This window comes from Sphaerotilus sulfidivorans (assembly GCF_013426975.1).
GTDB lineage: Bacteria > Pseudomonadota > Gammaproteobacteria > Burkholderiales > Burkholderiaceae_C > Sphaerotilus > Sphaerotilus sulfidivorans.
This window is the reverse complement of sequence record NZ_JACCPY010000029.1, coordinates 21,228-45,771: the sequence shown is the minus strand read 5'-3', so window position 1 is coordinate 45,771 and position 24,544 is coordinate 21,228. Positions and strand designations below refer to the sequence as shown.

Below are 24,544 nucleotides of genomic sequence, written 5' to 3'. Positions count from 1 at the left end.
ACCCGACTGCACTCGACGCTGGCCTACGTCAGCCCGATGCAGTTCGAAGAAAACTGGCTCGCCGGCCAAGCTCGGCAAGCCAGCGCGTAGTCTGGCTATGGGATACGGAATACAGGGGCAAGGTCAGACAGGGCGTGCCGAAACGCTGCTCGGCTCACGCGCCGCGCCAGCGCCCCCCCGCCTCCCGCTGCGCCTTGCCCAGCACCTCCAGCGTCTCCAGGATCTGCGGCAGGCGCTTCTTCCACGGGCCGCGGCCGGTGAAGCGTGCGGCCAGCGCGTCGAGGTCGAGCGGCTGGGCGCTGGTGGCCAGGGTGTCGGCGACCGCGCGCATCTGCTCGGGCAGGTCGGCCAGCCAGGGCTGGCGGGTGGCCGGGGTGGCGGTGGCCGCGGGGGCGCTGTCCTCGTCGGTGTCGGCGGCTGCGGCGTCGGCAGGGGGGACGGCGCTGCCGCCGACCAGCTCGATGTCGGCCTGGGTCGCGGGGGTGGCCGGGGCGGCGTGGCGCCGGGCCGGATCCTGGAACTCGGGGCGCAGCCAGCGGATGGTGCCGCGGGCTTCCTCGGCGGCGCGGCGGGTGTTGAGATCGACCAGGCGTTCCAGCAGCCGCTCGGTCCACGCCTGCCGGGCTTCTTCGTCGGTCCAGGGCACGGGGCCGAGGTCTTGCCAGCCGTAGGCGTCGAGCACGGCGGTGTCCAACTCGTCGTGCAGGGTTTTGAGCACGCTCACCAAGCCGTGGGTGTGCAGCACCTTGTCCTTGGCGGTCAAGGGTTCTTGGCGGCGCAGTTTGTCGAGGACGTTGTAGAGGCCGGTGAGGGTCACGTCGTCGTGGGCGGCTTGGCGGGCTTTGCGGTGGGCGTCGATTTGCTCGGCGAGCTGGCCGATTTTTTGCGCCAGCTCGGGCGTCAGGCCGGTGTCGTCGCTGGGGAAGGGGAAGGTTTCAAAGCAGCGGGTTTTGTTGTAGCGCGGATCGTTGCCCACGCCCAACCGGCCCCCTGCGGCCAGTGCCCAATCCACATGCACTTGGCTGGAAAGCACGCCGTAGGCCGCCCCACTACCCAAAGCAAAAATCACCGTTGTGCTGTCGCAAATACTGGAAGCGGCTACCTGAACAAAGGTTCGATGCTTGGCTGTTAATGAGGTGGCACATACCAAGCCACAGTTTTTTAATGCGGGTCGGAAAGTGCTTCGAGCTTCACCAAATATCCACCACCGCGCTGCAACCGATGCCCGGCTATTCTGATCTCGCTCAGGTTTTACGCGGTCAAAAACCCACTGATAAAGTGCTGGGTGTTGATCGCGTAAATCTTTTTCCGTCAGACCAAACAAATCAATTGCAAAGGTTCCGCGAGGAGATTGCGTCAGGTCACGGCCTGAAATTAATTGGCGAACTCTTGCCTCGGGCAGCCCAAAAAATGGGTCTAAATTTCTAGCTTGATCAGCATCAACAACAAAGCCTTTCCCCGTTAGCTGATAACCCACGCAACACAAACCGGCGTTGGCCCGGAGCGGATTCGCTTGACTGGGATCGATGCCCACACGCAAGCCCGCCGTGATAGGGCCACTCGTCAGCCGAAGGGAAACTGTGATCTCCCCATCCTCTTGACTGGTTTCGTCGATCACTTCGAGCAAATCACCGGAGGCAGCACTCTTCGCACCCACTGTCATGGCAATACGCACAGCCGCGCCATCGGCCCCATCGACCCAAGGATGATCTGGAATAGCAAAAGTCAGCGCCATATCATCACCCAATCTGGCTGACAAAACCGCCTGGTTGAATGATTGCCGCAAACTGTTGGTAGTAATGAATCCAAACTGCCTGCAAGCGCCCGACTGAACCAATGCAGCCGCTTTATCCCACCAATACATCACGAAATCAGCGTTATCCGGCACGGTTGGCGTCACTCCGCGCAGAGCTTTCAAATACCCATCCCCGAGCGCTTGGCGAATTGTTCGGGCGCCGATGTATGGCGGATTCCCCACGATGAACTCCGCCTGCGGCCACTCGGCCTGACGCGGATTCACGTAGCGCCACTCCGGCACCTGCGCCGCCTCGTCCGGCACCTTTTCGCCCGTCACCGGATGCACCTTGGTCGTCTTGCCATCCCAGCGCGTCACCGTGCGCCCGTCCGCGTCCGTCGCCAGTTCCTGCCCGTCATACGCCAGCACCGCATCCCGGCACTCGATGTTCCCGTAGTCATGCACCACCGGCTCCGCCACGCTCTGCGACCCGCCGGTGCGGATCTGCCACTGCAGCCAGCCGATCCACAGCACCAGCTCGGCCAGCGCCGCCGCGCGCGGGTTCAGCTCGATGCCGAGCATCTGGCGCAGCGTCACCGTGCCGCCCTCCATCCCGAGCTGCCCCTGCGTCGACTCGCCCAGCGCCTCCAGCCGGTCGAGCACCTCGCCCTCCAGCCGCTTCAGGTGCTCCAGCGTCACGTACAGGAAATTGCCGCTGCCGCAGGCCGGATCGAGCACCCGCACATGGCACAGCCGGTGATGGAAGCGCCGCAGCTCGGCGCGCGCCTCGGCCAGCTTGTCCTCGCGCTTCTTGCCGTCGAGCGCGTCGGCCTCGCCCGCCAGCACCAGCGCCGCGCCCAGCGCGTGCTGCCACTCGGCGCGCAGCGGCTCGATCACCGTCGGCATCACCAGCCGCTCCACATACGCCCGCGGCGTGTAGTGCGCCCCCAGCGCGTGGCGCTCGCCCGGATCGAGCGCGCGCTCCAGCAGCGTGCCGAAGATCGCCGGTTCCACCTCGCGCCAGTTCGCCCGCGCCGCGCGCAGCAGGCCGTCGATCTGCGCGGTCGTCAGCGGCAGCACATAGCCCGGCTGCCCGCCGCCCTTGAACAGCTTGCCGTTGAAGCGCATCAGGTCCTGCGCCAGCACCGGGCTGAAGCCGCCGCTGTCCATCGTCGCCCACAGCGCCTGCAGCATCTTGCCCAGCCGCGGCGGCTCGTCACGCCAGCGCGTCAGCAGCCCGACGAAGGCGCCTCGCCCGTCGTCGTCACGCGGCAGCAGCCCGACATCCTCCGCGAACATCGAGAACAGGCAGCGCGTCAGGAAGGCGGCGACCAGCTCGGCCGGATGCCCGGCCTGCTCCAGGCTGCGCGCCAGCTCCGCCAGCTCGGCCGACACCGCCCGCGTCACCCGCGCGCTGACGCGCGACGGGTCGAGCGACATCGGATCGAGCCACAGCGCGCGCAGCCGCTCGCGGATCTCCGGGCGGTGCAGGTCGTCGAGCCGGATGCGGTGCGTGCGCACGTCGGGGTAGGGCGTGTAGGCACCGCCCGAGCGGCTGAACTCGGCGTACAGCTCGATGACATGGCCGACATCGACCACCGCGATGAAGGGCGGGCGCCCCTCGGCGGCGGGCAGCGCACGCACATAGCCCTCGGCCTGCGACAGCGCCTGCAGCAGTGCGTTGTCGAAGCTCTTGCGCGTGCGCCCGGTCGTGGCTGCCTGTGCGCCCGGATCGAGCTTCTTCGACTCCAGCACGAAGCAGCCGCGGCGATAGCAGTCGATGCGCCGCGCGCTGCTCGTGCCGTCGCCATGCATCAGCGTCAGCGGGCGCTCGAACATGTAGTCCTGCTCGGCGGTCGCGTGCGGGCGTGGCACGCCGAGCAGCTCGCACAGCTCGATGGTGAAACTCTGCGCCGTCGACAGCTCCGAGGCGGTCGAGCCGCGCCAGCGGGTGACGAAAGTCTCGATGTCGGCCGCGGGCGGAGCGGTACCGATGCTGCTGCTGCTGTGGTTCATTCTGTCTCCCTGGTGATGATCCGATCGGCAAGCCGGGCATCATAGGGAGCGGCTGCCGTCTCTCCTGCGGCAAGGCGCGTCAGTGGATACAGCCAGTTTCAGATCGGCGACTCCCGCACGTCGGCGCGTAAAAAAACAGACGCCAGCCCTTCTGTTCTGAAGAAGGGCTGGCGCCAAGTCGGAGACGACAGGGAGAAAGCGGTCAGGCGAGGGAGGGCGGGAGAAGGCTGGGGCGGCAGGCGGGCTCAGAAGCCCAGCGAGGCCAGCAGGTCGTCCACATCGTCCTGCTTCATCGCCTTGTCGGGCGTCTGCGGGCCTTCCAGGACTGCGGGTGTTTCCACCTTGGGCGGTGGCGTGGTGCTGACCAGCAGCTCCAGCAGCTGCTTCTCGGTGCGCGAGATGATCTTGATGACCTTGTTGATCACCTGGCCGGACAGGTCCTGGAAGTCCTGCGCCATCATGATGTCGTTGAGCGCGTCCTGCTGGAGGCTGGCCACCTCGACCGAGCGCTCGGCAAACGCCTTGAGCTGGTCGGGTGGCGGATCGGCCGCCAGCAGCGCGCGCCCCTGCTCCACCAGCGAGGTGCATTCCGGCTTGGCCATGTCGACCAGGGTCAGCACCCGGTCGGCCGCCTGCTCGGTCATCGCGCCGACATAGGCCAGCCGCTCGCGTGCGTCGGGGATCTCCTGGGTGACCTCGTGCAGAACGGCGTCGTAGCCGAGCGTTTGCAGGGCGTCATGGAGCTGTCGGACGATGCCGCCGATCTGCTGGCGGGTTTCGTCGGGCATCAGGTTCTGGCTCATTCGGAATCGACTCCTCGTGTGCACGTCGGTGGCATCGCCTGACAGGGCGCAGGGCTGCGGACGCGATGGTGCCGGGCGGGCATGGGGAGGATGTCGGACAGCATCGCGGGCAACTTGAGCGTCCATCTCTGGGCGGGGTGCGATCCATCGGGATTCGTGGCGGATCACATCCGCACCGGCCGGGTGGTGCCGTGATTGCGCCGTGTCACGGGCCTGCCGTTTCGTGCAAAAGAGGGGTGAACAGGGGGCTTCTTTCGGCGCTGCGGCCTCATTCGCCCGGCTCGTTCTCCCGAGGCTCCGCATGGCGGCGCCAGCTGCCCATGGCCTCGCGCATCAGCTCGACCTGGCGGCCGAAGCGGGCGCAGCCGGCGCACATCCGCCAGTGCAGCCGCACCCCGGCGCGCTCGAGCAGCCGGAGCTGGCGGTCCTCGCCCTCGAGCACCAGGCGGGTGGTTTCCTTGCAGTCGGGCAGCAGCGGCATCTTGCGCATGGGGTGTCCGTCGGGAGGGAGAGTGAGTGATACGGCGGCGCTCAGCGCCCGGCCGCTGGCGCGAACCAGTGGATCTGCAGGCACTCGCGCAGCCGCAGCCGCGCGCGATGCAGCAGCACGAACAGATTGGTCGCGCTGACGCCGGTTTCCTTGCAGATTTCTTCGGTCTCGAGTTCCAGCCACTCGCGCATCAGGAAGATCCGGCCCTGCTGGCCGGGCAGGCGCTCGATGCAGGCGTCGAGCACCGTCAGGAACTGGCGCTGCTGCAGCGCCGGGCCGGGCTGACCCCAGTCGGCGGGCATCTCGCGCCAGTGGCCGTCCGGGTGGAAGAGCAGCTCGTCGAGATCCTGCGATTCGTCCGCATCGTCGCGCGAGGGCAGGGCGAACTCGCGGCGGTGGCGGCGGATCTGGTCGATGACCTTGTGCTTGAGGATGCCCACCAGCCAGGTCTTGAGCTGCGAGCCGCCCTGGAAGGCCTGCGGCCGCTCCAGTGCCGCCAGCACCGTCTCGGACACCGCATCCTCCGCCCAGCTGTCCTGGCGCAGCTGGTGGCGGGCATAGCGCAGCAGCTCGGGGCGCAGGGCCTGGACCCGGGTGGCGAAGTCGCTCATGAAATCGCGCATCGAAGGGGCGCCCAAAAAAAGATGCGCGCAGTGTAAGGACCGCAGCCCCTGGCGCGACAGAGCAGGGTCGATCCCGACGTTTCACCCTTCCGAGCATCTTTTCGAGGAGTCCTTCATGAGCACCACCACCCGCCTGATCCTGTCGTCCGCCCTGGCCTCTGTGATGGCCGCCGGCCTGGTCGCGCCTGCCGCGGCGCAGTCCAAGGAGAAGTGCTACGGCATCGCCAAGGCCGGCCAGAACGACTGCGGCAACCTCTCCGGCACGCACTCCTGCGCCGGCCAGAGCAAGGTCGACAACGCGCCCGACGAGTGGAAGTACGTCGCCAAGGGCAGCTGCAAGGACCTCAAGGGCATGACGGCCGATGAGGCCAAGGCCGCGATGACGATGAAGAAGTAAGCCCCATGACGCGCAGCGCATCGCCTTCCGCCGCGGGCATCGGCCTGCGGGCCCCGCATCTTGCCGAGGTGCGGGCCCGCCAGCCCGAGCTGGGCTTTCTCGAAGTCCACAGCGAGAACTTCTTTGCTGAGGGGGGCGCGGCGCGCGCCGCGCTGCTGGGCCTGCGCGCCGACCATGCGGTCAGCCTGCACGGCGTCGGCCTGTCGCTGGGCAGCGCCACCGGGCTGGATGCCGAGCATCTGGCGCGCCTGGCCGCGCTGGTGGCGGCAGTCGAGCCGGTGCGGGTGTCGGATCACGCCAGCTTCGCCCGGGTCGATCCGGGACGCGGCCGGCCGGTCTGGCATGGGGCGGACCTGCTGCCGGTGGCCTTCACGCCGGGATCGCTGGCGGTGATGGTCGCCAATGTGCAGCGGGTGCAGGAGCGGCTCGGCCGGCCGCTGCTGGTCGAGAACCTGAGCGCCAGTCTGGCCTGGGCCGACGACACGATGGCCGAGGCCGACTTTCTCGCCGAACTCGCACGGCGCAGCGGCTGTGGCCTGCTGCTCGATGTCAACAATCTGGTGGTCAACGCGCTGAACGCGCAGCCGGCAGGCACACCGGCCGCAGCGGCCGATGCCGAGGCCGGCCGCCGGGCCTGTGCCTGGATCGACCGCCTGGCCGCCGCCGCCCCGGCCGGTGCGGTCGGCGAGATCCACCTGGCCGGCTACACGGTGGCCGACGACGGCCTGGTCGTCGACGATCACGGCAGCCGCGTGCATGCGCCGGTCTGGCCGGTCTATCGCCATGCGGTGCGGCGCTTCGGCGCGGTGCCGACGCTGATCGAATGGGACACCGACCTGCCGGCGCTGGATGTGCTCCTCGACGAGGCGGCGCGTGCGCAGGCCGCGATGAGCGAGGTGCTGGCATGAACCGGCTGGCCGACGATGAGGCGATCCGCCGCGAGCAGCTGCGCCAGCAGCTGCTGATGGATGCGCTGCGCCGGCGCGATGTGCGCGGTGTGGCCGGCTGGCTGCGGCCGCTGGCGCGCGCGAATGCCGCACGCGGGCTGCTCGCCTATGCCGCCAATGCGGACGAGCATGCCGCGCGGGCTTTGGCGGCGCGCTACCCGACGGTGCAGATGCTGCTCGGCGAGGACACCTTCGCGCAGGTCGCGGCGCGCCACTGGCGCGAGGCGCCGCCGTCCTGCGCCGATCTGGCGTGCTGGGGCGAGCGACTGCCGGCGGCGCTGGCCGATGACGAGCGGCTGGCCGATCTGCCGTATCTGGCCGAAGTCGCCCGGCTGGATGACGCGGTGGCGCAGGCCGCAGCGGCGGCCGACGCCGACGCGCCCCGGCCCGACACGCTGCTGCGCCTGGCCGACACCGACGCGCAGCAGCTGGTGCTGCGCGCCGCACCCGGGCTGGCGCTGCTGGAGGGGCGCCAGCCGGCGGGATCGATCTGGCGCGCGCACCATGAGCCGGCGGTGCGCGACCGGCCTGATGCCTTTGCCGAGGCCCGTGCGGCGCTGGCCGAAGGCCGGGGCGAGACGGTGATCGTCTGGCGCCAGGGCTGGGCGGTGCGGGTGGCGGTCGTCACGCCGGCGGTGGCTGCTTTCGTGCGGTCCGCCTTGCTCGCGGCCCGGCCGCTGGCCGAGGCGCTGGAGCGTGCGGGCGATACCTTCGATTTCGCCGCCTGGCTGGCGCCGGCGGTGGCCGACGGCCTGGTGCTGCAGCTCGACCTGCACCACCAGGTTTCCTTCTGAATGTTTCTGAACTTCCGGAGTGACCGAGATGATCCGACCCGATGCCCTGCTGCCCGCGCCGCTGCGGCGTGCCCACGCCGCCTTCGTCATGCTGGCCGAGGCGCTGCAGCCGCTGGCGCAGCTCGCCGCGCGGCTGTTTGTCGCGCAGGTGTTCTTTCTGGCCGGCCTGACCAAGCTGCGCGACTGGGAGACCACGCTGCTGCTGTTCACCGAGGAATATCGGGTGCCGCTGCTGTCGCCCGCGGTCGCCGCGGTGCTGGGCACCGCCGGCGAGGTGCTGCTGCCGGTGCTGCTGGTGCTCGGGCTGGGCGGACGGGTGGCGGCGCTGGGGCTGTCGGTGGTGAACGGGGTGGCGGTGCTGAGCGTGCCGGAGATGCCCGAACCCGCCTTCATGCTGCATGTGTTCTGGGGCAGCCTGCTGGCCGGGCTGGTGCTGTGGGGGCCCGGTCGTTGGTCAGTGGACGGCAGCGGACCGACGTCTGCCCGTGTTCAGGACTGAGTTCAGGACCGCGAACCGATGCGACCCTGACCAGGAACGACTTCCCGCGCCTGGACCTCGACGATGTCCTCGGGGGCGGTGGCTGCCGGGCCTGAGGCGCGTGTCGACCAGCCGCCGGCGAAGCCGCGAGCCTGGGCGCGTTCGCGCATCTGGCGCTGCACCCGCCAGATGTCGGCCACCAGCGGCCGGCGCCCGCGCAGCAGGCTCCAGAGCGTGAAGCCGAGCGCGGCGATCGCCCCGGCCAGCAGCAGGCTGAAGAAGAACACCGCCCCGGCGGCGACCAGGAACAGTCGCACGACAAGGCGGAACAGGCGGCCGAGGGCTTCGGAGGGTGTGTTCATGGTCGGATTGGAGCGATTCCGGGCGCGCCGGTTCCCTGTGTTCAGCGGCTGCGCATCGCCCGGGCGCATTCGCCGGCCAGCGCGGGGCCGCGGTAGATGAGGCCGGTGTAGACCTGCACCAGGTCGGCGCCGGCGCGCAGCTTGGCCTGTGCGTCGGCGCCGCTCAGCACGCCGCCGACGCCGATGATCGGGTAGCCCGCGCCCAGCTCGGCGCGCAGCTGCGCGATCACCCGGTTGCTGGCCTCGAACACCGGCCGGCCCGACAGGCCGCCGGTCTCCTCGGCGTGCTTCAGGCCCTTGACCGCGTCGCGGCCGATGGTGGTGTTGGTGGCGATCACGCCGTCGATGCCGTTGTTCCTCAGCGTCGCGGCGATGACCTTGACCTGCGCCTCGTCCAGGTCGGGCGCGATCTTCACGAACATCGGCGCGTTGCGGCCGTGCTGGCGCGCGAGCTGCTGCTTGCGCTCCTGCAGCCGCGACAGCAGCGCGTCGAGTGCCTCGTCGCTCTGCAGCGCGCGCAGGTTCTTGGTGTTCGGGCTGGAGATGTTGACCGTCACATAGTCGGCGTGCGGGTAGACGCCGTCGAGCGCGATCAGGTAGTCGTCGACCGCGTTCTCGATCGGCGTGACCGCGTTCTTGCCGATGTTCAGGCCGAGGATGCCGCCGGCACGGCGGAAGCTGGTCGCACGCTTGACGTTGGCCAGGAAGCTGTCGAGCCCCTCGTTGTTGAAGCCGAGGCGGTTGATCAGCGCGTCGGCCTCGGGCAGGCGGAACATGCGCGGCTTGGGGTTGCCGGGCTGGCCCTTCGGCGTGACGGTGCCGACCTCGATGAAGCCGAAGCCCATCGCGCCCAGGCCGTCGATGCAGCGGCCGTTCTTGTCGAGCCCGGCGGCCAGGCCGATGCGGTTCGGGAATTTCAGGCCGGCGACGCTGACCGGGTCGCTGACGCGCGAATGCGCCCACAGGCACTGCAAGGGCGTGTTCTGGAAGCGCGCGATCGCGTCGAGCGTCAGTTCGTGGGCCGCCTCCGGGTCGAGGCCGAACAGGAAGGGGCGGGTGAGGGCGTAGGGGACGAGGGCCATAATCGTGAATTGTCCCCGATCACAACCCTTCCCCGAACTCTCCCGAAGATTCCTCCCATGACCCAGGACGAACTCAAGACCCTCGTCGGCCAGGCGGCCGTGCAGTACGTGCCCGCGGGCGCCATCGTCGGTGTCGGCACCGGCTCGACCGTCAACAAGTTCATCGATGCGCTGGCCGCGATCAAGGACCGGATCCGCGGCGCCGTCTCCAGCTCGGTGGCGTCGACCGAGCGCCTGAAGGCGCTGGGCATTCCGGTGCTGGAGGCCTGCGAGGTCGAGTCGCTGCCGGTCTACATCGACGGCGCCGACGAGGTCGATCCCCGGGGCAACATGATCAAGGGCGGCGGCGCGGCGCTGACGCGCGAGAAGATCGTCGCCGATCTGGCCGAGCGCTTCATCTGCATCGCCGACGAGAGCAAGCTGGTCGAGGTGATGGGCCGCTTCCCGCTGCCGGTCGAGGTGATCCCGATGGCGGCGGTCCAGGTGGCGCGCCGCCTGAAGGCGCAGTACGGCGGCGAGGCGACGCTGCGCGCCGGCTGCGTCACCGACAACGGCTGCCACATCCTGGACGTGCGCGGCCTGAAGATCACCGACCCGGCCGCGATGGAGGCCGACATCAGCCAGTGGCCGGGCGTGGTCACGGTGGGCATCTTCGCCCGCAACAAGGCCAGCGTCTGCCTGCTGGGCACGTCGGAGGGCGTGCGCACGCTGACGTTCTGACCTTCGTTCGATCTTCGCCTCAGGCCGGCGCCTCCAGCCGGTAGCCCAGGCCGCGCACCGTGTGGATCAGCGGCCGGGCGTGGCCCTCGTCGATCTTGGCGCGCAGCCGGCGGATGTAGACGTCGACGACATTCGTCAGCGGATCCTCGCTGGCGCCCCAGACATTGGAGAGGATGCGCTCGCGGCTGAACAGCCGGCCCGGCGCGCTCATCAGGCTTGGCCAGCGAGTCGTCGGCGCCGAGCCGCAGCCCGGCGACCCGGTCCTCGACCGCTCCGAGCGCCGACAGCATCAGCTCCAGGTCCGTCAGCAGGTGTCGCGGTATGGGTGCAGTAACCCCACGAGGGGCGGTTACTGCAGAAGTTACCGCAGACGGGGCGCGGTTGGTAGCGAACAGATGCGGGCGCAAGCGGGCAAAGAAAAAGCCCTAGAGCGTTGATTCTCTAGGGCTTTTTGATGGTGCCGCGAACGCTTGCGAGCTATCACGGAACCTTGAATGGTGGAGCCGGGGGGAATTGAACCCCCGTCCGCAAGCCATCCTCAGGCAGTTCTACATGCGTAGTTCTCTGATTTGAGTCTCACGCGCCAAGCGGGCAGGAACACCCTCTTGGACACGCCAGTCACGAGATCTCGACCTGAACCGTGTGACCCGGCTCAGATCCAGCCAATGTGAATGACCTCTCAGCCCTTGACCTTGCGATCTCAGGCCCGGCCCATCGGCCAACCGTTGAGAGGCTCACCGGTGTTAAGCGGCGAGGGCGAAACGTTCGTCGTTCGCAGTTACTTTGTTTCCAGTGGTTTTACGAGCGAACTGGTGCTCGGCATGCCCTGCTCCGATTCCGCACCCACGTCGAAACCAGGTCGGCCCCTGAATCCGTCATCTTAGCATCATCTGCTCAGCGGCCGGGCAGCAGCGCCTCGAGCAGTCCGGCGGGCGTGCGTGCGAGATGGTCTGCGCCCCAGGCCTCGATCGGCTCGCCGTCGCCCAGATAGCCCCAGGCGGCGGCCACCGTGCCCATGCCCGCGGCCTGGCCGGCCTGGATGTCGCGCAGATCGTCGCCGACATAGAGGCAGTGCGCCGGATCGACCGCCAGACGGCGCGCGGCCTCCAGCAGCGGATCGGGAAAGGGCTTGGCGCGCGCGGTGGTGTCGCCGCAGACCAGCACCCGGCTGCGCGTGGCCAGACCGGTGCCGGCGACGACCGGCTCGGCGAAGCGGCTGTGCTTGTTGGTGACGATGCCCCAGGGCAGGGCGGCGGCGTCCAGCGCGTCGAGCACCGGCGCCATCGCGTCGAATACCCGTGTCAGCCGGGTCAGGCGCGTGGCGTAGATCGCCAGATACTCGTCCTTCAGCGCCTCGAAATCCGCATCCTCCGGCGTGGTGCCCAGCGCCACCCGCAGCATGCCGCGGGCGCCGGTGCCGGTCAGCGGCCGGAAGACCTCCAGCGGCAGCGGCGGCAGGCCGCGGCGCTCGCGCAGATCGTTGCCTGCGCCGCCGAGATCCAGTGCACTGTCGACCAGGGTGCCGTCAAGATCGAACAAGACCGCATGGACAGGACGATCGTGGCTCACTGTGCTTCCTTGCGGCAGGCGATCATGTAGTTGACGCTGGTGTCGCCGCTGAGCCAGTAGCGGCGGGTCAGCGGGTTGTATTCCAGGCCGCGGGTGTGCTGCAGGTCCAGGCCGCAGTGGCGGCACCAGGAGGCCAGCTCGCTCGGCCGGATGAACTTGGCGTATTCGTGGGTGCCTCGTGGCAGCAGGTTCAGCACATACTCGGCGCCGACGATCGCGAACAGGAAGGACTTCGGGTTGCGGTTCAGCGTCGACAGGAAGACCCAGCCGCCCGGGCGCACCAGCTTCGCGCAGGCCTCGACGATCGCGCCGGGATCGGGCACATGCTCGATCATCTCCATGCAGGTCACCACATCGAAGCGGCCCGGCATCTCGGCGGCCAGCGCCTCGGCGGCGACCTCGCGGTACTGCACGTTCTGCAGACCGGCCTCCATCGCATGCAGCTGCGCGACCTTCAGCGAGCGTTCAGCCAGATCGACGCCCAGCACCTGCGCACCGCGTCGGGCCATCGCCTCGCTGAGGATGCCGCCACCGCAGCCCACATCGACGACCTGACGGCCGTCGAGCGAGCCTGCGCACTGCTCGATCCACTCGAGCCGCAGCGGGTTGATCTGGTGGAGCGGGCGAAACTCGCTCTCCGGGTCCCACCACTTGTGGGCCAGCTCGCTGAACTTGGCGAGCTCCTTGGGGTCGGCGTTCTGCATCATCCGGCGATGGTAGCGAAATCGGACAGGCAAGAAAAAACCCCGCCGGGGCGGGGTTCTCGGAGCGAGCAGCGAACTGCTTACTTCTTGGTGCGGGTGCCGACGACCTCGATCTCCACGCGGCGGTTCTTCGCGCGGCCTTCGTCGGTCTTGTTGTCGGCGACGGGCTGCTTCTCGCCCTTGCCTTCGGTGTAGACGCGGTTGGCTTCGATGCCCTTGCCGACCAGGTACTTCTTGACGGCTTCGGCGCGGCGCAGCGACAGCTTCTGGTTGTAGGCGTCGGAGCCACGGCTGTCGGTGTGGCCGACGGCGATGATGACTTCCAGGTTCACGCCCTTGACCTTGCTGACCAGATCGTCGAGCTTGGCACCGGCGTCCTTCTTCAGGACCGCCTTGTCGAAGTCGAAGAACGCGTCGGCGGCGAAGGTGACCTTCTCGCTGACCGGAGCGGCCGGGACGGGGACCGGAACGGGCTTCGGAGCCGGAGTCGGCGGAACGACAGCGGGAGCCGGAGCCGGAGCGGGGGCCGGAGCCGGAGCGGGCTTCGGAGCCGGAACGCCGTCGCAGCCTTGCACGCCGGTCTGCGGCGTCCAGTTGGCATCACGCCAGCACAGTTCGTTCGTGCCGTTCTTCAGCACGGTGCCATCGGCAGCGCGCCAGTTGTCGACGGCACCGGAGGTCGAGCCACCGGTCGCACAGGCGGCGAGAGCGGCCGACGCGAACAGCAGTGCAACCTTGTTGAGTTTGTTCATGGTTCTCCTCTCGAGAAAAGCCGCAGATCGGGCTGCAAGATGCAGAAAAGACGGCGGCCCAAGCTTGCCGATGAGAGCGCGGCACCAGGGACCGACAAATTCATTGTGCCATATGCGGTTTGCCGCCCTGTGCCACAGGAAGACGCCCCGGGACAGTGCTGTTGCGCGATGACGACATTGCGCGGATCGTAGAATGGCGGGTTCGATGCCCCGGCGCTGCAGTGCTTTTGTGGGCGTCCCCGCTGTGCAACGGCCCGACCGCATGACTCAATTCGCCAAAGAAACCCTGCCCGTCAGCCTCGAAGAGGAAATGCGCCGCTCCTACCTCGACTACGCGATGAGCGTGATCGTCGGGCGGGCGCTGCCGGATGCACGCGACGGTCTGAAGCCGGTGCACCGGCGCGTGCTCTACGCGATGCACGAGCTCAACAACGACTGGAACCGCCCCTACAAGAAGAGCGCGCGCATCGTCGGCGACGTGATCGGCAAGTACCATCCGCACGGCGACACCGCGGTCTACGACACCATCGTGCGCATGGCGCAGGACTTCTCGCTGCGCCACATGCTGGTCGACGGCCAGGGCAACTTCGGCTCGATCGACGGCGACAACGCCGCGGCGATGCGCTACACCGAGATCCGCCTGGGCAAGGTCGCGCACGAGATGCTGGCCGATATCGACAAGGAGACCGTCGACTTCGGCCCGAACTACGACGGCAGCGAGCGCGAGCCGCTGGTGCTGCCGACCCGGCTGCCCAATCTGCTGGTCAACGGCTCGGCCGGCATCGCGGTGGGCATGGCCACCAACATCCCGCCGCACAACCTCAACGAGGTGGTCGACGCCTGCCTGCATCTGCTGCGCCAGCCCGATGCCACCATCGACGAGCTGATGGAGATCATCCCGGCGCCGGACTTCCCCACCGCCGGCATCATCTACGGCGTGGCCGGCGTGCGCGAGGGCTACCGCACCGGCCGCGGCCGGGTGGTCATGCGCGCGCGGGTGCATTTCGAGGACATCGACCGCGGTGCGCGCCAGGCGATCATCGTCGACGAGATTCCCTATCAGGTGAACAAGAAGACGCTGCTCGAGCGCATCGCCGAGCTCGTCCACGAGAAGAAGATCGAGGGCATCAGCCACATCCAGGACGAGTCGGACAAGTCCGGCATGCGCGTGGTCATCGAGCTCAAGCGCGGCGAAGTGCCCGAGGTCGTGCTCAACAACCTCTACAAGCAGACGCAGCTGCAAGACAGCTTCGGCATGAACATGGTCGCGCTGATCGACGGTCAGCCGCGTCTGTGCAACCTGAAGCTGCTGCTGGAGATCTTCCTGGAGCACCGCCGCGAGGTGGTGACGCGCCGCACGGTGTACGAGCTGCGCAAGGCGCGCGAGCGCGGCCATGTGCTCGAGGGCCTGGCGGTGGCGCTGGCCAACATCGACGAGTTCATCCGCATCATCAAGACCTCGCCCACGCCGCCGATGGCGCGCGCCGCGCTGATGGAGCAGGGCTGGGACTCGGCGCTGGTGCGCGAGATGCTCGAGCGCGCGGGCAGCGCCGCGCTGGGCGGCCGCGAGGCCTTCCGCCCCGAGGGGCTGCCGGCGCAGTACGGCCTGCAGGCCGACGGCCTCTACCGCCTGTCCGACGACCAGGCCGGCGAGATCCTGCAGATGCGCCTGCAGCGCCTGACCGGCCTGGAGCAGGACAAGATCGTCGGCGAGTACCGCGACATCATGGCGACCATCGCCGACCTGCTCGACATCCTGGCGCGTCCCGAGCGGGTCACCGCGATCATCGTCGACGAGCTGGGCGCGCTGCGCGCCGAGTTCGGCCAGACGAAGCTGGGCGCGCGCCGCTCCACCATCGAGCACAACGTGCAGGAGCTGGGCACCGAGGACCTGATCACCCCGACCGACATGGTGGTCACGCTCAGCCACGGCGGCTACATCAAGAGCCAGCCGCTGGCCGAGTACCGCGCGCAGAAGCGAGGCGGCCGCGGCAAGCAGGCCACGCAGACCAAGGAAGACGACTGGGTCGACCAGCTCTTCATCGCCAACACGCACGACTGGATGCTGTGCTTCAGCGACCGCGGCCGCGTCTACTGGCTGAAGGTCTGGGAGGTGCCGCAGGGCGGACGCGCCAGCCGCGGCAAGCCGATCGTCAACATGTTCCCGCTGCAGCCGGGCGAGAAGATCACCGTGGTGCTGCCGCTGACCGGCGAGTTCCGCAGCTTCCCCGCCGACCACTACATCTTCATGTCGACCGCGCTGGGCACGGTGAAGAAGACGGCGCTCGACGAGTTCAGCAACCCGCGCAAGGCCGGCATCATCGCGGTCGACCTGGACGAGGGCGACCACCTGATCGGCGCGGCGCTGACCGACGGCGAGCATGACGTGATGCTGTTCTCCGACGGCGGCAAGGCGGTGCGCTTCCACGAGGGCGACGTGCGCCCGATGGGCCGCAACGCCCGCGGCGTGCGCGGCATGTCGCTCGAAGAGGGCCAGAACGTCATCGCGATGCTGGTGGCCGAGGACGAGTCGCAGAGCGTGCTGACCGCCACCGAGAACGGCTACGGCAAGCGCACCAGCATCACCGAGCACACCCGCCACGGCCGTGGCACCAAGGGCATGATCGCCATCCAGCAGTCCGAGCGCAACGGCCGGGTGGTCGCCGCCACGCTGGTGCGCGCCGAGGACGAGATCATGCTGATCACCGACCGCGGCGTGCTGGTGCGCACCCGGGTGTCCGAGATCCGCGAGATGGGCCGCGCCACCCAGGGCGTCACGCTGATCGCGCTGGACGAGGGCGCCCAGCTCTCGGGCCTGCAGCGCATCGTCGAGAACGACGCGAACGAGTCCGCCGAGCCTGGCGTCGATCAGGCCGCCGATCCGGCTGCCGAGGCCGCCACCGATTCCCCCACCGACACCGGCGCCAGCGCCGGGGAGACTGCCTGATGACTTGCCTGTCCACTCTGCGTCGCCTGGCGCTGATTCCTGCCGCGACGCTGGTGCTGCTGGCGGCGCTGCCGGCGCAGGCCGCCGAGCCGAGCCCGGCCAAGAAGGAGCTGATCGCCAAGGTCATCTCGCTGCAGCAGGGCGGCATCGACGGCATCGCCCGCAGCCTGGTCGAGCAGCCGGCGATGGCGCTGATGCAGCAGGCCGGCATGATCCTGCAGACCCGCGTCGCGCCGGAAAAGCGCGAGGCGCTGGCCAAGGAGATCCAGGCCGACGTGCGCAAGTATGTCGAGGAGGCCACGCCGATCGTGCGCGAGCGTGCGCAGAAGGCCGCGCCGGGCGTGATGGGCGCGCTGCTCGACGAGCGCTTCACCGAAGACGAGCTCAAGCAGCTGGTCGCCTGGCTGGAGTCGCCGGTGGTGCGCCGCTACCAGCAGATGACGCCCGACATCCAGAAGGGCATGTCCGAGAAGCTGGTGGCCGACACCCGCGCGGCCGTCGAGCCCAAGCTGCAGGCGCTCGACCGCAGCATCAGCACCCGCCTGGGCGTGCAGCCGCCGGCCTCGGCGCCGGCGAAGAAGTGACTCTCCTGAAGACCTCCTGAGCCGACGATGACGATGACTGCGCGCCCCTACAACTTCTCCGCCGGCCCTGCGGCGCTGCCCGAGGAGGTCCTGCAGCAGGCTGCGGCCGAGATGCTCGACTGGCACGGCTCGGGCATGAGCGTGATGGAGATGAGCCACCGCGGGCGCGAGTTCATCTCGATCGCCGAGGCGGCCGAGGCCGACCTGCGCGAGCTGCTGGCGGTGCCGGCGGACTTCCGCATCCTGTTCATGCAGGGCGGCGGCCTGGCCGAGAACGCGATCGTGCCGCTGAACCTGTCGCGGGGCGGCGCGGCCGACTTCGTCGTCACCGGCGCCTGGTCGCAGAAGTCGGCCAAGGAGGCGCAGCGCTACTGCGACGCGAAGGTCGCGGCCAGCAACGCCGAGGGCGGCCACCTGTCGATTCCGGCGGCGGCCGGCTGGGCGCTGCGCGCGGACGCACGCTATGTGCACCTCTGCAGCAACGAGACCATCCACGGCGTCGAGTTCCAGACGCTGCCGGACCTGGCTGCCCTGGGCAGCACGGCCGAGCTGGTGATCGACTGCTCCTCGCACATCCTGTCGCGCACGATCGACTGGTCGCGGGTGGGCCTGGCCTTCGCCGGCGCGCAGAAGAACATCGGCCCGGCGGGCGTCACCATCGTCATCGTGCGCGAGGACCTGCTCGGCCACGCGCTGGCGATCTGCCCGAGCGCCTTCGACTACAGGCTGGTGGCCGACAACGCCTCGATGTACAACACGCCGCCGACCTACGGCATCTACATCGCCGGGCTGGTGTTCCAGTGGATCAAGCGCCAGGGCGGCGTGGCCGAGATGGAGCGCCGCGCGATCGAGAAGGCCGGGCTGCTCTACGGCTACCTGGACGGCGCGGGCGCGGGCTTCTATGTCAACCGCATCGATCCGGCCTGCCGCTCGCGCATGAACGTGCCCTTCCAGCTGCGCGACGAGTCGCTCAACGCCGACTTCCTCAAGGGCGCGCAGGAGCGCGGCCTGCTGCAGCTCAAGGGCCACAAGAGCGTCGGCGGCATGCGCGCCTCGATCTACAACGCCATGCCGCTGGCCGGCGTGCAGGCGCTGGTGGACTATCTGCGCACCTTCGCCGCCGCCCGCGGCTGATCCGACTCCTCGACCCCCACAAGACCGGGACTCTTCTGCCATGACCACGCCCGACCACGACGCCGCGTCGCTCGCTCCGACGCTGCCGGAGCTGCGCGACCGCATCGACGCGCTCGACCGCGAGCTGATCGCGATGCTCAACCGCCGCGCTCGCCTGGCGCAGGAGGTCGGCGAGATCAAGAAGAGGGAAGGCTCGGTCGTCTTCCGTCCGGAGCGCGAGGCGCAGGTCATCGACGGCCTGAAGCAGTTCAACCCGGGGCCGCTGAAGAACGAGAGCGTGGCGCCGATCTGGCGCGAGATCATGAGCGCCTGCCGCGCGCTGGAGACGCCCACCCGGGTGGCCTATCTCGGTCCGGCCGGCACCTTCAGCGAGGAGGCGGCGCTGGGCTTCTTCGGCTCGTCCATCGTGCGCGTGCCGTGCGCCAGCATCGACGAGGTCTTCCGCAACACCTCGGCCGGCGTGGCCGACTTCGGCGTGGTGCCGGTCGAGAACTCGACCGAGGGCATGGTGGCGCGCTCGCTCGACATCTTCCTGACCACGCCGCTGTTCATCATCGGCGAGACCAGCCTGTTCGTGCGCCACAACCTGCTGCGCAAGGAGAACGCGCTCGACGGCATCGAGGCGGTCTGCGCGCACCCGCAGGCGCTGGCGCAGTGCCACGACTGGCTGTCGCTGCACCTGCCGCATGCCGAGCGCCGGCCGGTCTCCAGCAACGCCGAGGGCGCGCGCCTGGCCGCGCAGGACAGCCGCCTGGCCGGCATCGCCAGCGCGCGTGCGGCCAGCGAGTACGGCGTGCATGTGGTCGCCCCGGCGATCCAGAACGATCCGCACAACCGCACCCGCTTCGCGATCGTCACCGACCCGCACCGCCATCCGGCGCCGCAGGCCTCCGGCCATGACTGCACCAGCCTGGTCGTGTCGGTGGTCAACCGGCCCGGTGCGATGTACGACATCCTCGCGCCGCTGAAGCGCCACGGCGTGTCGATGACCCGGCTGGAGTCGCGCCCGGCGCGCTCGGGCCAGTGGGAGTACTACTTCTTCATCGATCTGCAGGGCCATCCCGAGCAGCCGGCGGTGCAGACCGCGATGCACGAGCTGCGCGAGGCCTGCGCCTTCTTCAAGGTGCTCGGGGCCTACCCGATCGACGCCCACTGATCTCCCCTCTGCCGGCAGGTTCTCCAATCATGTTCAATCAACTCGGGGTGATCGGCTGCGGCCTGATGGGTGGCAGCTTCGCGCTGGCCCTCAAGCGCGCCGGTCTGGTGCAGCGGGTGGTCGGCTACAGCAAGTCGCCCTCGACGGTGGAGCGGGCGCGCCGGCTCGGCGTCATCGACATCGCGGCCGAATCGGCGCTGCTGGCGGTCTCGGGCTCGGACATCGTGCTGATCTCGGTGCCGGTGGCCGCCAGCGATGCGACCTTCAAGGCGATCCGCCACATGGTCGAGCCCGGCACGCTGTTCATGGATGTCGGCAGCACCAAGCGCGATGTGGTCGACGTGGCCCGGCGCGTGCTGCGCGAGCGCATCGGCAGCTTCGTGCCGGCGCATCCGATCGCCGGCAAGGAGGTCGCCGGCGTCGAGCATGCCGATGCCCAGCTCTACCAGGGCAAGCAGGTCATTCTCACGCCGCTGGCGCAGACCGATCCGGTCATGGTGCAGAAGGCCACCGACGTCTGGGCCGCGATCGGCTGCCAGGTGCTGCGCATGACGCCGGAGAACCACGATGCGGCCTTCGCCGCGGTCAGCCACCTGCCGCACCTGCTGGCCTTCGCCTATTTCAATGCGGTGATCTCGCAGCCGGCCGGGCGCGAGTTCCTGTCGCTGGCCGGCCCGGGCTTCCGCGACTTCACCCGCATCGCCGCCGGCGACCCGACGGTCTGGCGCGACATCCTGCTGGCCAATCGCGAGGAGGTGCTCAAGCAGTCGCAGCGCCTGCGCCATGCGCTCGACGCCTTCGAGGTGGTGATGCGCTCGGGCAACCAGGAGGCGCTCGAGGACCTGATCCGCACCGCCTCCGAGGGCCGCTCGGGCTGGCAGATGAATGCCCGTCCGGCCACCGCCCGCTGAATTTCCAGGCTGATCCCGCAGCAGACAGATTCGACTCTCCGCGCATGTACTCGATCCCGCATCTCGACCTTCCGCCGCTCGGTCACGCCGCCGGCACCGTGCAGCTGCCCGGCTCCAAGAGCATCTCGAACCGGCTGCTGCTGCTGGCGGGCCTGAGCGAGGGCACGACGACGCTGGTCGACCTGCTCGACTCCGACGACACCCGGGTGATGCTGGCGGCGCTGCGCACGCTGGGCTGCGCCATCGTCCAGGACGGCCGCTTCACCCGCATCACCGGCTTCGCCGGCCGACCCCGGGTGGCCTCGGCCGAACTCTTCCTGGGCAATGCCGGCACCGCGATGCGCCCGCTGACCGCCGCGCTGGCGGTACTGGCCACGCAGCAGGGCGGGGCGGCCTACACGCTGGGCGGCGTCAAGCGCATGCACGAGCGCCCGATCGGCGATCTGGTCGACGCGCTGCGCGGCCTGGGCTGCACGGTCGACTGCCTGGGCACCGAAGGCTATCCGCCGCTGCGGGTGGCCGGCGGCACGCTGGATCTGGCGGCACCCGTCAAGGTGCGCGGCGACGTGTCGAGCCAGTTCCTGACCGCGCTGCTGCTGGCGCTGCCGCTGGCGGCGACCGACCGCGCCGTCACCATCGAGGTGGTCGGCGAGCTGATCTCCAAGCCCTACATCGAGATCACGCTGAACCTGCTGGCGCGCTTCGGCATCGCGGTCGAGCGCCAGGGCTGGGAGCGCTTCGTCATTCCGGCCGGCAGCCGCTATGTCACGCCGGGCGAGGTGCATGTCGAGGGCGACGCCTCGTCGGCGTCGTACTTCATCGCGCTGGGCGCGATCGCCGGCGTCGATGCGCCGGTGCGCATCGAGGGCGTGGGCGCGGCCTCCATCCAGGGCGACATCCGATTTAAGGAGGCCGCCGAGGCCATGGGCGCGGTGGTGCGCGCCGAGCCCAACGCGCTGGAGATCCGCCGCGGCGCCTGGCCGCTGAAGGCGATCGACCTCGACTGCAACCACATTCCCGACGCGGCGATGACGCTGGCGGTGATGGCGCTCTACGCCGACGGCCCCTCGACGCTGCGCAACATCGCCAGCTGGCGCGTCAAGGAGACCGACCGCATCGCCGCGATGGCCTGCGAGCTGCGCAAGCTCGGCGCCACCGTCGAGGAGGGCGAGGACTTCCTGCGCGTCGAGCCGCTGGCCCGCTTCCAGCCGGCCGCGATCCACACCTACGACGACCACCGCATGGCGATGTGCCTGTCGCTGGCGGCCTTCAACCGGCTGAATCCGGCCGGCGACGGCGAGCGTGCGGTGCCGGTGCGCATCCTCGACCCGAAGTGCGTCGCCAAGACCTTTCCCGACTACTTCGAGGCGCTGTTCTCGGTGGTCGAGGCCCGCGCGGCCGACATTCCGGTGATCACCATCGACGGCCCGACCGCCTCCGGCAAGGGCACGCTGTCGGCCAGCGTGGCCGCCGGCCTGGGCTGGCACACGCTGGACTCGGGCTCGCTGTACCGGGTGACCGCGCTGGCGGCGCGCCGCGCCGGCGTCTCGGTCGACGACGAGCAGGGCCTGGCCGCCACCGCACGGGCGATGCAGCTGCGCTTCGAGGGCGTGCGGGTGCTGCTCGCCGGCGAGGATGTCAGCGATGAGCTGCGCGACGAGGCGGTGGGCATGATGGCCTCGCGCATCTCGGCCTGGCCGGCGGTGCGTGCCGCGCTCTACGACCTGCAGTGCGGCTTCCGCCAGCTGCCCGGCCTGGTGGCCGACGGCCGTGACATGGGCACCGTCATCTTCCCCGACGCCGGCCTGAAGATCTTCCTGACCGCGACCGCAGCCGCGCGCGCCGAGCGCCGGCTCAATCAATTGATCGCAAAGGGAATTTCTGCTAGCCTCGACGACCTTCGTGCCGATCTGGAGGCGCGCGACGAGCGGGACCGCACCCGTGAGACCGCCCCCTTGAGACCGGCCGAGGACGCGCTCCGGCTCGACAACTCCCAGCTCGGCATCGAGGCTTCGGTGCGGCAGGTGGTGGCCTGGTGGAACGCACGGCAGCCCTTCGACGCGCCCTGAGCGAGCCGGATCGACCGCCACCTTTCCTGCCTTCTGGCCCGGAGTTCCGGCCGAGTGCGCGATGCACCGACGGAGCCCCGGATCGTCAACTCAACCCCGCCACGGAAGTGGCACCCGCCGCCGGCCCGTCGCCGGTGCAGAAAGTCCCCAATGTCCCAAGCATCTATGGCCGATCTCGGCATGGAATCCTTTGCCGCGATGTTCGAGGAGTCGCTCCAGCGCGCCAACATGCGCGCCGGCGAAGTGATCTCCGCTGAAGTCGTCCGCGTCGAGCACAGCTTCGTCGTCGTCAACGCCGGCCTCAAGTCCGAAGCCTACGTTCCGCTGGAAGAGTTCAAGAACGACCAGGGCGAAGTGGAAGTCCAGGTCGGCGACTTCGTGTCGGTCGCGATCGACGCCATCGAGAACGGCTACGGCGACACCATCCTGTCGCGCGACAAGGCCAAGCGTCTGGCCTCGTGGCTGTCGCTGGAAAATGCCCTGGAGTCGGGCGACTTCGTCACCGGCACCGTCAACGGCAAGGTCAAGGGCGGCCTGACCGTTCTGGTCAACGGCATCCGCGCCTTCCTGCCGGGTTCCCTGCTGGACACCCGTCCGGTCAAGGACATGAGCCCGTTCGAGGGCAAGACCATGGAGTTCAAGGTCATCAAGCTCGACCGCAAGCGCAACAACGTTGTGCTGTCGCGTCGCGCGGTGGTCGAGGCCTCGATGGGCGAAGAGCGCGCCAAGCTGCTCGAAACCCTGCGTGAAGGCGCCATCGTCAACGGCGTGGTCAAGAACATCACCGAATACGGTGCGTTCGTCGACCTCGGCGGCATCGACGGCCTGCTGCACATCACCGACATGGCCTGGCGCCGTGTCCGTCACCCGAGCGAAGTGGTGACGGTGGGTCAGGAACTGACCGCCAAGGTCCTGAAGTTCGACGCCGAGAAGAACCGCGTCTCGCTGGGCCTGAAGCAGATGGGCGACGATCCGTGGTTCGGCGTCTCGCGCCGCTACCCGTCGGGCACCCGCCTGTTCGGCAAGGTCACGAACATCGCCGACTACGGCGCGTTCGTCGAGATCGAGCCGGGCATCGAAGGCCTGGTCCACGTCTCGGAAATGGACTGGACGAACAAGAACGTCGCTCCGTCCAAGGTCGTCTCGCTGGGCGACGAAGTCGAAGTCATGGTCCTGGAGATCGACGAAGACAAGCGTCGCATCTCGCTGGGCATGAAGCAGTGCCGTGCCAACCCGTGGGACGAGTTCGCGCAGAACTTCAAGCGCGGCGACAAGGTCAAGGGCCCGGTCAAGTCGATCACCGACTTCGGCGTGTTTGTCGGCCTGGCCGCTGGCATCGACGGCCTGGTGCACCTGTCCGACCTGTCGTGGAACGAGCCGGGCGAAGCCGCGGTCCGCAACTACAAGAAGGGTCAGGACGTCGAGGCCGTGGTCCTGGGCATCGATGTCGAGCGCGAGCGCATCTCGCTGGGCATCAAGCAGCTCGACGCCGATCCGTTCACCAACTACACCTCGGTCAACGACCGCGGCATGACGGTGACCGGCAAGGTCAAGTCGGTCGACCCGCGTGGCGCCGAGATCCAGCTGAACGACGATGTCACCGGCTACCTGCGTGCTTCGGAAATCGCCCGCGAGCGCGTGGAAGATGCCCGCAACGTGCTGAAGGAAGGCGACGAAGTCACCGCCCTGATCATCAACATCGATCGCAAGACGCGCTCGATCCAGCTGTCGATCAAGGCCAAGGACAACGCCGAGAACCAGGAAGCCATGCAGCGTCTGTCGGCCGACAGCAGCCGCGAGAACGCTGGCACCACCAGCCTGGGCGCCCTGCTGAAGGCCAAGCTGGATCAGGGCAACTGATCCTGATGCCGGACGCCACGGAACCGCTGTCTGCATGACCCGCTCCGACCTCGTCAATCTGCTGGCCGCACGCTTTGGCCAGCTGACCCATCGTGATGCCGAGTTCGCCGTCAAGACGATGCTCGACACGATGACCGAGGCCCTGGGGCGGGGCCACCGCATCGAGATCCGTGGCTTCGGCAGCTTTGCCGTCAATCGCCGGCCGCCGCGCATGGGGCGCAATCCCCGTTCCGGTGAGCCGGTCGTCATTCCCGAGAAGCTGGTGCCGCACTTCAAGCCGGGCAAGGCCCTGCGCGAAGCCGTCGACCGCACCGCCGCTGCTTCCACTCCCACGCCTGCCTCCGCCTCCGGCGAGAAGGCCTGACCGTCCGCCCGGACGGCCGCGCACCCCGCGCGGCGCATCCCGCACGA

General features: G+C 68.8%; 22 protein-coding genes, 1 other RNA gene and 1 pseudogene. 13 read left to right on the top strand and 11 right to left on the bottom strand.

What is annotated here, in order from left to right; genetic code table 11:
• Positions 1 to 154: 154 nt before the first annotated feature.
• The 4 genes from HZU84_RS15515 to HZU84_RS15500 all read right to left on the bottom strand — a co-directional run bounded on the left by HZU84_RS15515 (position 155) and on the right by HZU84_RS15500 (position 5,655).
• The gene (locus HZU84_RS15515; protein WP_149502681.1) at positions 155 to 3,751 is read right to left on the bottom strand and encodes a class I SAM-dependent DNA methyltransferase; all 3,597 of its coding nucleotides are present in this window, start codon (positions 3,749 to 3,751) and stop codon (positions 155 to 157) included.
• A gap of 245 nt (positions 3,752 to 3,996) precedes the next feature.
• Complete coding sequence (locus HZU84_RS15510) at positions 3,997 to 4,554, bottom strand: protein phosphatase CheZ (RefSeq protein ID WP_180692991.1); 558 nt, start codon at positions 4,552 to 4,554, stop codon at positions 3,997 to 3,999.
• Between the two features lie 268 nt (positions 4,555 to 4,822).
• Entirely contained in the window at positions 4,823 to 5,044 is a 222-nt protein-coding gene (locus HZU84_RS15505; RefSeq protein ID WP_244954418.1) for an anti-sigma factor family protein, read from the bottom strand.
• A 41-nt stretch (positions 5,045 to 5,085) separates the two neighbouring features.
• Entirely contained in the window at positions 5,086 to 5,655 is a 570-nt protein-coding gene (locus tag HZU84_RS15500) for a sigma-70 family RNA polymerase sigma factor (protein ID WP_149502683.1), read from the bottom strand.
• A 127-nt stretch (positions 5,656 to 5,782) separates the two neighbouring features.
• Here HZU84_RS15500 and HZU84_RS15495 point away from each other — a divergent pair, with 127 nt between their 5' ends.
• From HZU84_RS15495 to HZU84_RS15480, 4 genes are read left to right on the top strand one after another with little or no spacing between them, the layout of a single operon-like run.
• The gene (locus tag HZU84_RS15495) at positions 5,783 to 6,064 is read left to right on the top strand and encodes a BufA1 family periplasmic bufferin-type metallophore (protein WP_149502684.1); all 282 of its coding nucleotides are present in this window, start codon (positions 5,783 to 5,785) and stop codon (positions 6,062 to 6,064) included.
• Between the two features lie 5 nt (positions 6,065 to 6,069).
• Positions 6,070 to 6,972, top strand: a complete 903-nt coding sequence (locus tag HZU84_RS15490; RefSeq protein WP_149502685.1) for an MbnB/TglH/ChrH family RiPP precursor modification enzyme — start codon at positions 6,070 to 6,072, stop codon at positions 6,970 to 6,972.
• Positions 6,969 to 7,805: an HvfC/BufC N-terminal domain-containing protein gene (locus tag HZU84_RS15485; RefSeq protein WP_180692990.1), complete on the top strand. Its 837-nt coding sequence runs from the start codon at positions 6,969 to 6,971 to the stop codon at positions 7,803 to 7,805. Before HZU84_RS15490 ends, HZU84_RS15485 begins: the two co-directional genes overlap by 4 nt.
• A 28-nt stretch (positions 7,806 to 7,833) precedes the next feature.
• Positions 7,834 to 8,304 carry a DoxX family protein gene (locus tag HZU84_RS15480; RefSeq protein ID WP_219340963.1) on the top strand — a complete coding sequence of 157 codons (471 nt, stop codon included), beginning with the start codon at positions 7,834 to 7,836 and terminating at the stop codon, positions 8,302 to 8,304.
• A 2-nt stretch (positions 8,305 to 8,306) separates the two neighbouring features.
• Here the strand turns inward: HZU84_RS15480 and HZU84_RS15475 are convergent, their stop codons facing one another.
• Together HZU84_RS15475 and HZU84_RS15470 are read right to left on the bottom strand one after the other, a co-directional pair.
• Positions 8,307 to 8,645 (bottom strand): hypothetical protein, encoded by a 339-nt coding sequence (locus HZU84_RS15475; protein WP_149502687.1) that lies wholly within the window; start codon positions 8,643 to 8,645, stop codon positions 8,307 to 8,309.
• Between the two features lie 41 nt (positions 8,646 to 8,686).
• On the bottom strand, positions 8,687 to 9,727 hold the full coding sequence (locus tag HZU84_RS15470; protein WP_149502688.1) for a quinone-dependent dihydroorotate dehydrogenase: 1,041 nt from the start codon (positions 9,725 to 9,727) through the stop codon (positions 8,687 to 8,689).
• Positions 9,728 to 9,784: 57 nt separating this feature from the next.
• On the opposite strand from HZU84_RS15470, the gene rpiA reads away from it, so the two are divergent.
• Positions 9,785 to 10,447 carry a ribose-5-phosphate isomerase RpiA gene (gene rpiA / locus HZU84_RS15465; RefSeq protein ID WP_149502689.1) on the top strand — a complete coding sequence of 221 codons (663 nt, stop codon included), beginning with the start codon at positions 9,785 to 9,787 and terminating at the stop codon, positions 10,445 to 10,447.
• 19 nt (positions 10,448 to 10,466) lie between these two features.
• Here rpiA and HZU84_RS15460 read toward each other — a convergent pair.
• The 5 genes and pseudogenes from HZU84_RS15460 to ompA form a co-directional block, all read right to left on the bottom strand.
• Positions 10,467 to 10,664: pseudogene (locus tag HZU84_RS15460) on the bottom strand (winged helix-turn-helix domain-containing protein); the annotation flags it as partial.
• Positions 10,665 to 10,942: 278 nt separating this feature from the next.
• Positions 10,943 to 11,314, bottom strand: a transfer-messenger RNA (tmRNA) gene (gene ssrA / locus HZU84_RS15455).
• Positions 11,315 to 11,341: 27 nt separating this feature from the next.
• Positions 11,342 to 12,016 (bottom strand): HAD family hydrolase, encoded by a 675-nt coding sequence (locus tag HZU84_RS15450; RefSeq protein ID WP_149502690.1) that lies wholly within the window; start codon positions 12,014 to 12,016, stop codon positions 11,342 to 11,344.
• Positions 12,013 to 12,720: a bifunctional 2-polyprenyl-6-hydroxyphenol methylase/3-demethylubiquinol 3-O-methyltransferase UbiG gene (ubiG, locus tag HZU84_RS15445; protein ID WP_149505146.1), complete on the bottom strand. Its 708-nt coding sequence runs from the start codon at positions 12,718 to 12,720 to the stop codon at positions 12,013 to 12,015. Before ubiG ends, HZU84_RS15450 begins: the two co-directional genes overlap by 4 nt.
• An 80-nt stretch (positions 12,721 to 12,800) precedes the next feature.
• Entirely contained in the window at positions 12,801 to 13,472 is a 672-nt protein-coding gene (ompA, locus tag HZU84_RS15440) for an outer membrane protein OmpA (protein ID WP_149502691.1), read from the bottom strand.
• Positions 13,473 to 13,734: 262 nt separating this feature from the next.
• Here ompA and gyrA point away from each other — a divergent pair, with 262 nt between their 5' ends.
• The 8 genes from gyrA (at position 13,735) to HZU84_RS15400 (ending at position 24,497) form a co-directional block, all read left to right on the top strand.
• Positions 13,735 to 16,419, top strand: coding sequence for a DNA gyrase subunit A (gyrA, locus tag HZU84_RS15435; protein ID WP_149502692.1), 2,685 nt, complete (start codon positions 13,735 to 13,737; stop codon positions 16,417 to 16,419).
• Positions 16,419 to 17,003, top strand: a complete 585-nt coding sequence (locus HZU84_RS15430) for a DUF2059 domain-containing protein (RefSeq protein WP_149502693.1) — start codon at positions 16,419 to 16,421, stop codon at positions 17,001 to 17,003. The genes gyrA and HZU84_RS15430 overlap by 1 nt, the downstream gene beginning before the upstream one ends.
• Before the next feature lie 27 nt (positions 17,004 to 17,030).
• On the top strand, positions 17,031 to 18,137 hold the full coding sequence (gene serC / locus HZU84_RS15425) for a 3-phosphoserine/phosphohydroxythreonine transaminase (protein WP_149502694.1): 1,107 nt from the start codon (positions 17,031 to 17,033) through the stop codon (positions 18,135 to 18,137).
• Between the two features lie 40 nt (positions 18,138 to 18,177).
• The gene (pheA, locus tag HZU84_RS15420) at positions 18,178 to 19,293 is read left to right on the top strand and encodes a prephenate dehydratase (RefSeq protein WP_149502695.1); all 1,116 of its coding nucleotides are present in this window, start codon (positions 18,178 to 18,180) and stop codon (positions 19,291 to 19,293) included.
• A 29-nt stretch (positions 19,294 to 19,322) separates the two neighbouring features.
• Positions 19,323 to 20,204 carry a prephenate dehydrogenase gene (locus HZU84_RS15415; protein WP_149502696.1) on the top strand — a complete coding sequence of 294 codons (882 nt, stop codon included), beginning with the start codon at positions 19,323 to 19,325 and terminating at the stop codon, positions 20,202 to 20,204.
• A gap of 44 nt (positions 20,205 to 20,248) precedes the next feature.
• Positions 20,249 to 22,273: a bifunctional 3-phosphoshikimate 1-carboxyvinyltransferase/cytidylate kinase gene (locus HZU84_RS15410; protein WP_149502697.1), complete on the top strand. Its 2,025-nt coding sequence runs from the start codon at positions 20,249 to 20,251 to the stop codon at positions 22,271 to 22,273.
• 180 nt (positions 22,274 to 22,453) lie between these two features.
• Positions 22,454 to 24,133: a 30S ribosomal protein S1 gene (rpsA, locus tag HZU84_RS15405; RefSeq protein ID WP_149505147.1), complete on the top strand. Its 1,680-nt coding sequence runs from the start codon at positions 22,454 to 22,456 to the stop codon at positions 24,131 to 24,133.
• A 34-nt stretch (positions 24,134 to 24,167) separates the two neighbouring features.
• On the top strand, positions 24,168 to 24,497 hold the full coding sequence (locus HZU84_RS15400; RefSeq protein WP_149502698.1) for an integration host factor subunit beta: 330 nt from the start codon (positions 24,168 to 24,170) through the stop codon (positions 24,495 to 24,497).
• Positions 24,498 to 24,544: the final 47 nt, after the last annotated feature.

What these genes read in the sequence shown, in the direction of transcription:
- HZU84_RS15505 (WP_244954418.1), bottom strand. Translation starts at nt 5,044, where the DNA reads ATGCGCAAGATGCCGCTGCTGCCCGACTGCAAGGAAACCACCCGCCTG.
- pheA (WP_149502695.1), top strand. Translation starts at nt 18,178, where the DNA reads ATGACCACGCCCGACCACGACGCCGCGTCGCTCGCTCCGACGCTGCCG.
- rpiA (WP_149502689.1), top strand. Translation starts at nt 9,785, where the DNA reads ATGACCCAGGACGAACTCAAGACCCTCGTCGGCCAGGCGGCCGTGCAG.
- HZU84_RS15410 (WP_149502697.1), top strand. Translation starts at nt 20,249, where the DNA reads ATGTACTCGATCCCGCATCTCGACCTTCCGCCGCTCGGTCACGCCGCC.
- HZU84_RS15475 (WP_149502687.1), bottom strand. Translation starts at nt 8,645, where the DNA reads ATGAACACACCCTCCGAAGCCCTCGGCCGCCTGTTCCGCCTTGTCGTG.
- HZU84_RS15470 (WP_149502688.1), bottom strand. Translation starts at nt 9,727, where the DNA reads ATGGCCCTCGTCCCCTACGCCCTCACCCGCCCCTTCCTGTTCGGCCTC.
- HZU84_RS15510 (WP_180692991.1), bottom strand. Translation starts at nt 4,554, where the DNA reads ATGAGCCAGAACCTGATGCCCGACGAAACCCGCCAGCAGATCGGCGGC.
- HZU84_RS15500 (WP_149502683.1), bottom strand. Translation starts at nt 5,655, where the DNA reads ATGAGCGACTTCGCCACCCGGGTCCAGGCCCTGCGCCCCGAGCTGCTG.
- ubiG (WP_149505146.1), bottom strand. Translation starts at nt 12,720, where the DNA reads ATGCAGAACGCCGACCCCAAGGAGCTCGCCAAGTTCAGCGAGCTGGCC.
- gyrA (WP_149502692.1), top strand. Translation starts at nt 13,735, where the DNA reads ATGACTCAATTCGCCAAAGAAACCCTGCCCGTCAGCCTCGAAGAGGAA.
- HZU84_RS15515 (WP_149502681.1), bottom strand. Translation starts at nt 3,751, where the DNA reads ATGAACCACAGCAGCAGCAGCATCGGTACCGCTCCGCCCGCGGCCGAC.
- HZU84_RS15415 (WP_149502696.1), top strand. Translation starts at nt 19,323, where the DNA reads ATGTTCAATCAACTCGGGGTGATCGGCTGCGGCCTGATGGGTGGCAGC.
- ompA (WP_149502691.1), bottom strand. Translation starts at nt 13,472, where the DNA reads ATGAACAAACTCAACAAGGTTGCACTGCTGTTCGCGTCGGCCGCTCTC.
- HZU84_RS15400 (WP_149502698.1), top strand. Translation starts at nt 24,168, where the DNA reads ATGACCCGCTCCGACCTCGTCAATCTGCTGGCCGCACGCTTTGGCCAG.
- HZU84_RS15495 (WP_149502684.1), top strand. Translation starts at nt 5,783, where the DNA reads ATGAGCACCACCACCCGCCTGATCCTGTCGTCCGCCCTGGCCTCTGTG.
- HZU84_RS15430 (WP_149502693.1), top strand. Translation starts at nt 16,419, where the DNA reads ATGACTTGCCTGTCCACTCTGCGTCGCCTGGCGCTGATTCCTGCCGCG.
- rpsA (WP_149505147.1), top strand. Translation starts at nt 22,454, where the DNA reads ATGGAATCCTTTGCCGCGATGTTCGAGGAGTCGCTCCAGCGCGCCAAC.
- HZU84_RS15480 (WP_219340963.1), top strand. Translation starts at nt 7,834, where the DNA reads ATGATCCGACCCGATGCCCTGCTGCCCGCGCCGCTGCGGCGTGCCCAC.
- HZU84_RS15485 (WP_180692990.1), top strand. Translation starts at nt 6,969, where the DNA reads ATGAACCGGCTGGCCGACGATGAGGCGATCCGCCGCGAGCAGCTGCGC.
- HZU84_RS15490 (WP_149502685.1), top strand. Translation starts at nt 6,070, where the DNA reads ATGACGCGCAGCGCATCGCCTTCCGCCGCGGGCATCGGCCTGCGGGCC.
- serC (WP_149502694.1), top strand. Translation starts at nt 17,031, where the DNA reads ATGACGATGACTGCGCGCCCCTACAACTTCTCCGCCGGCCCTGCGGCG.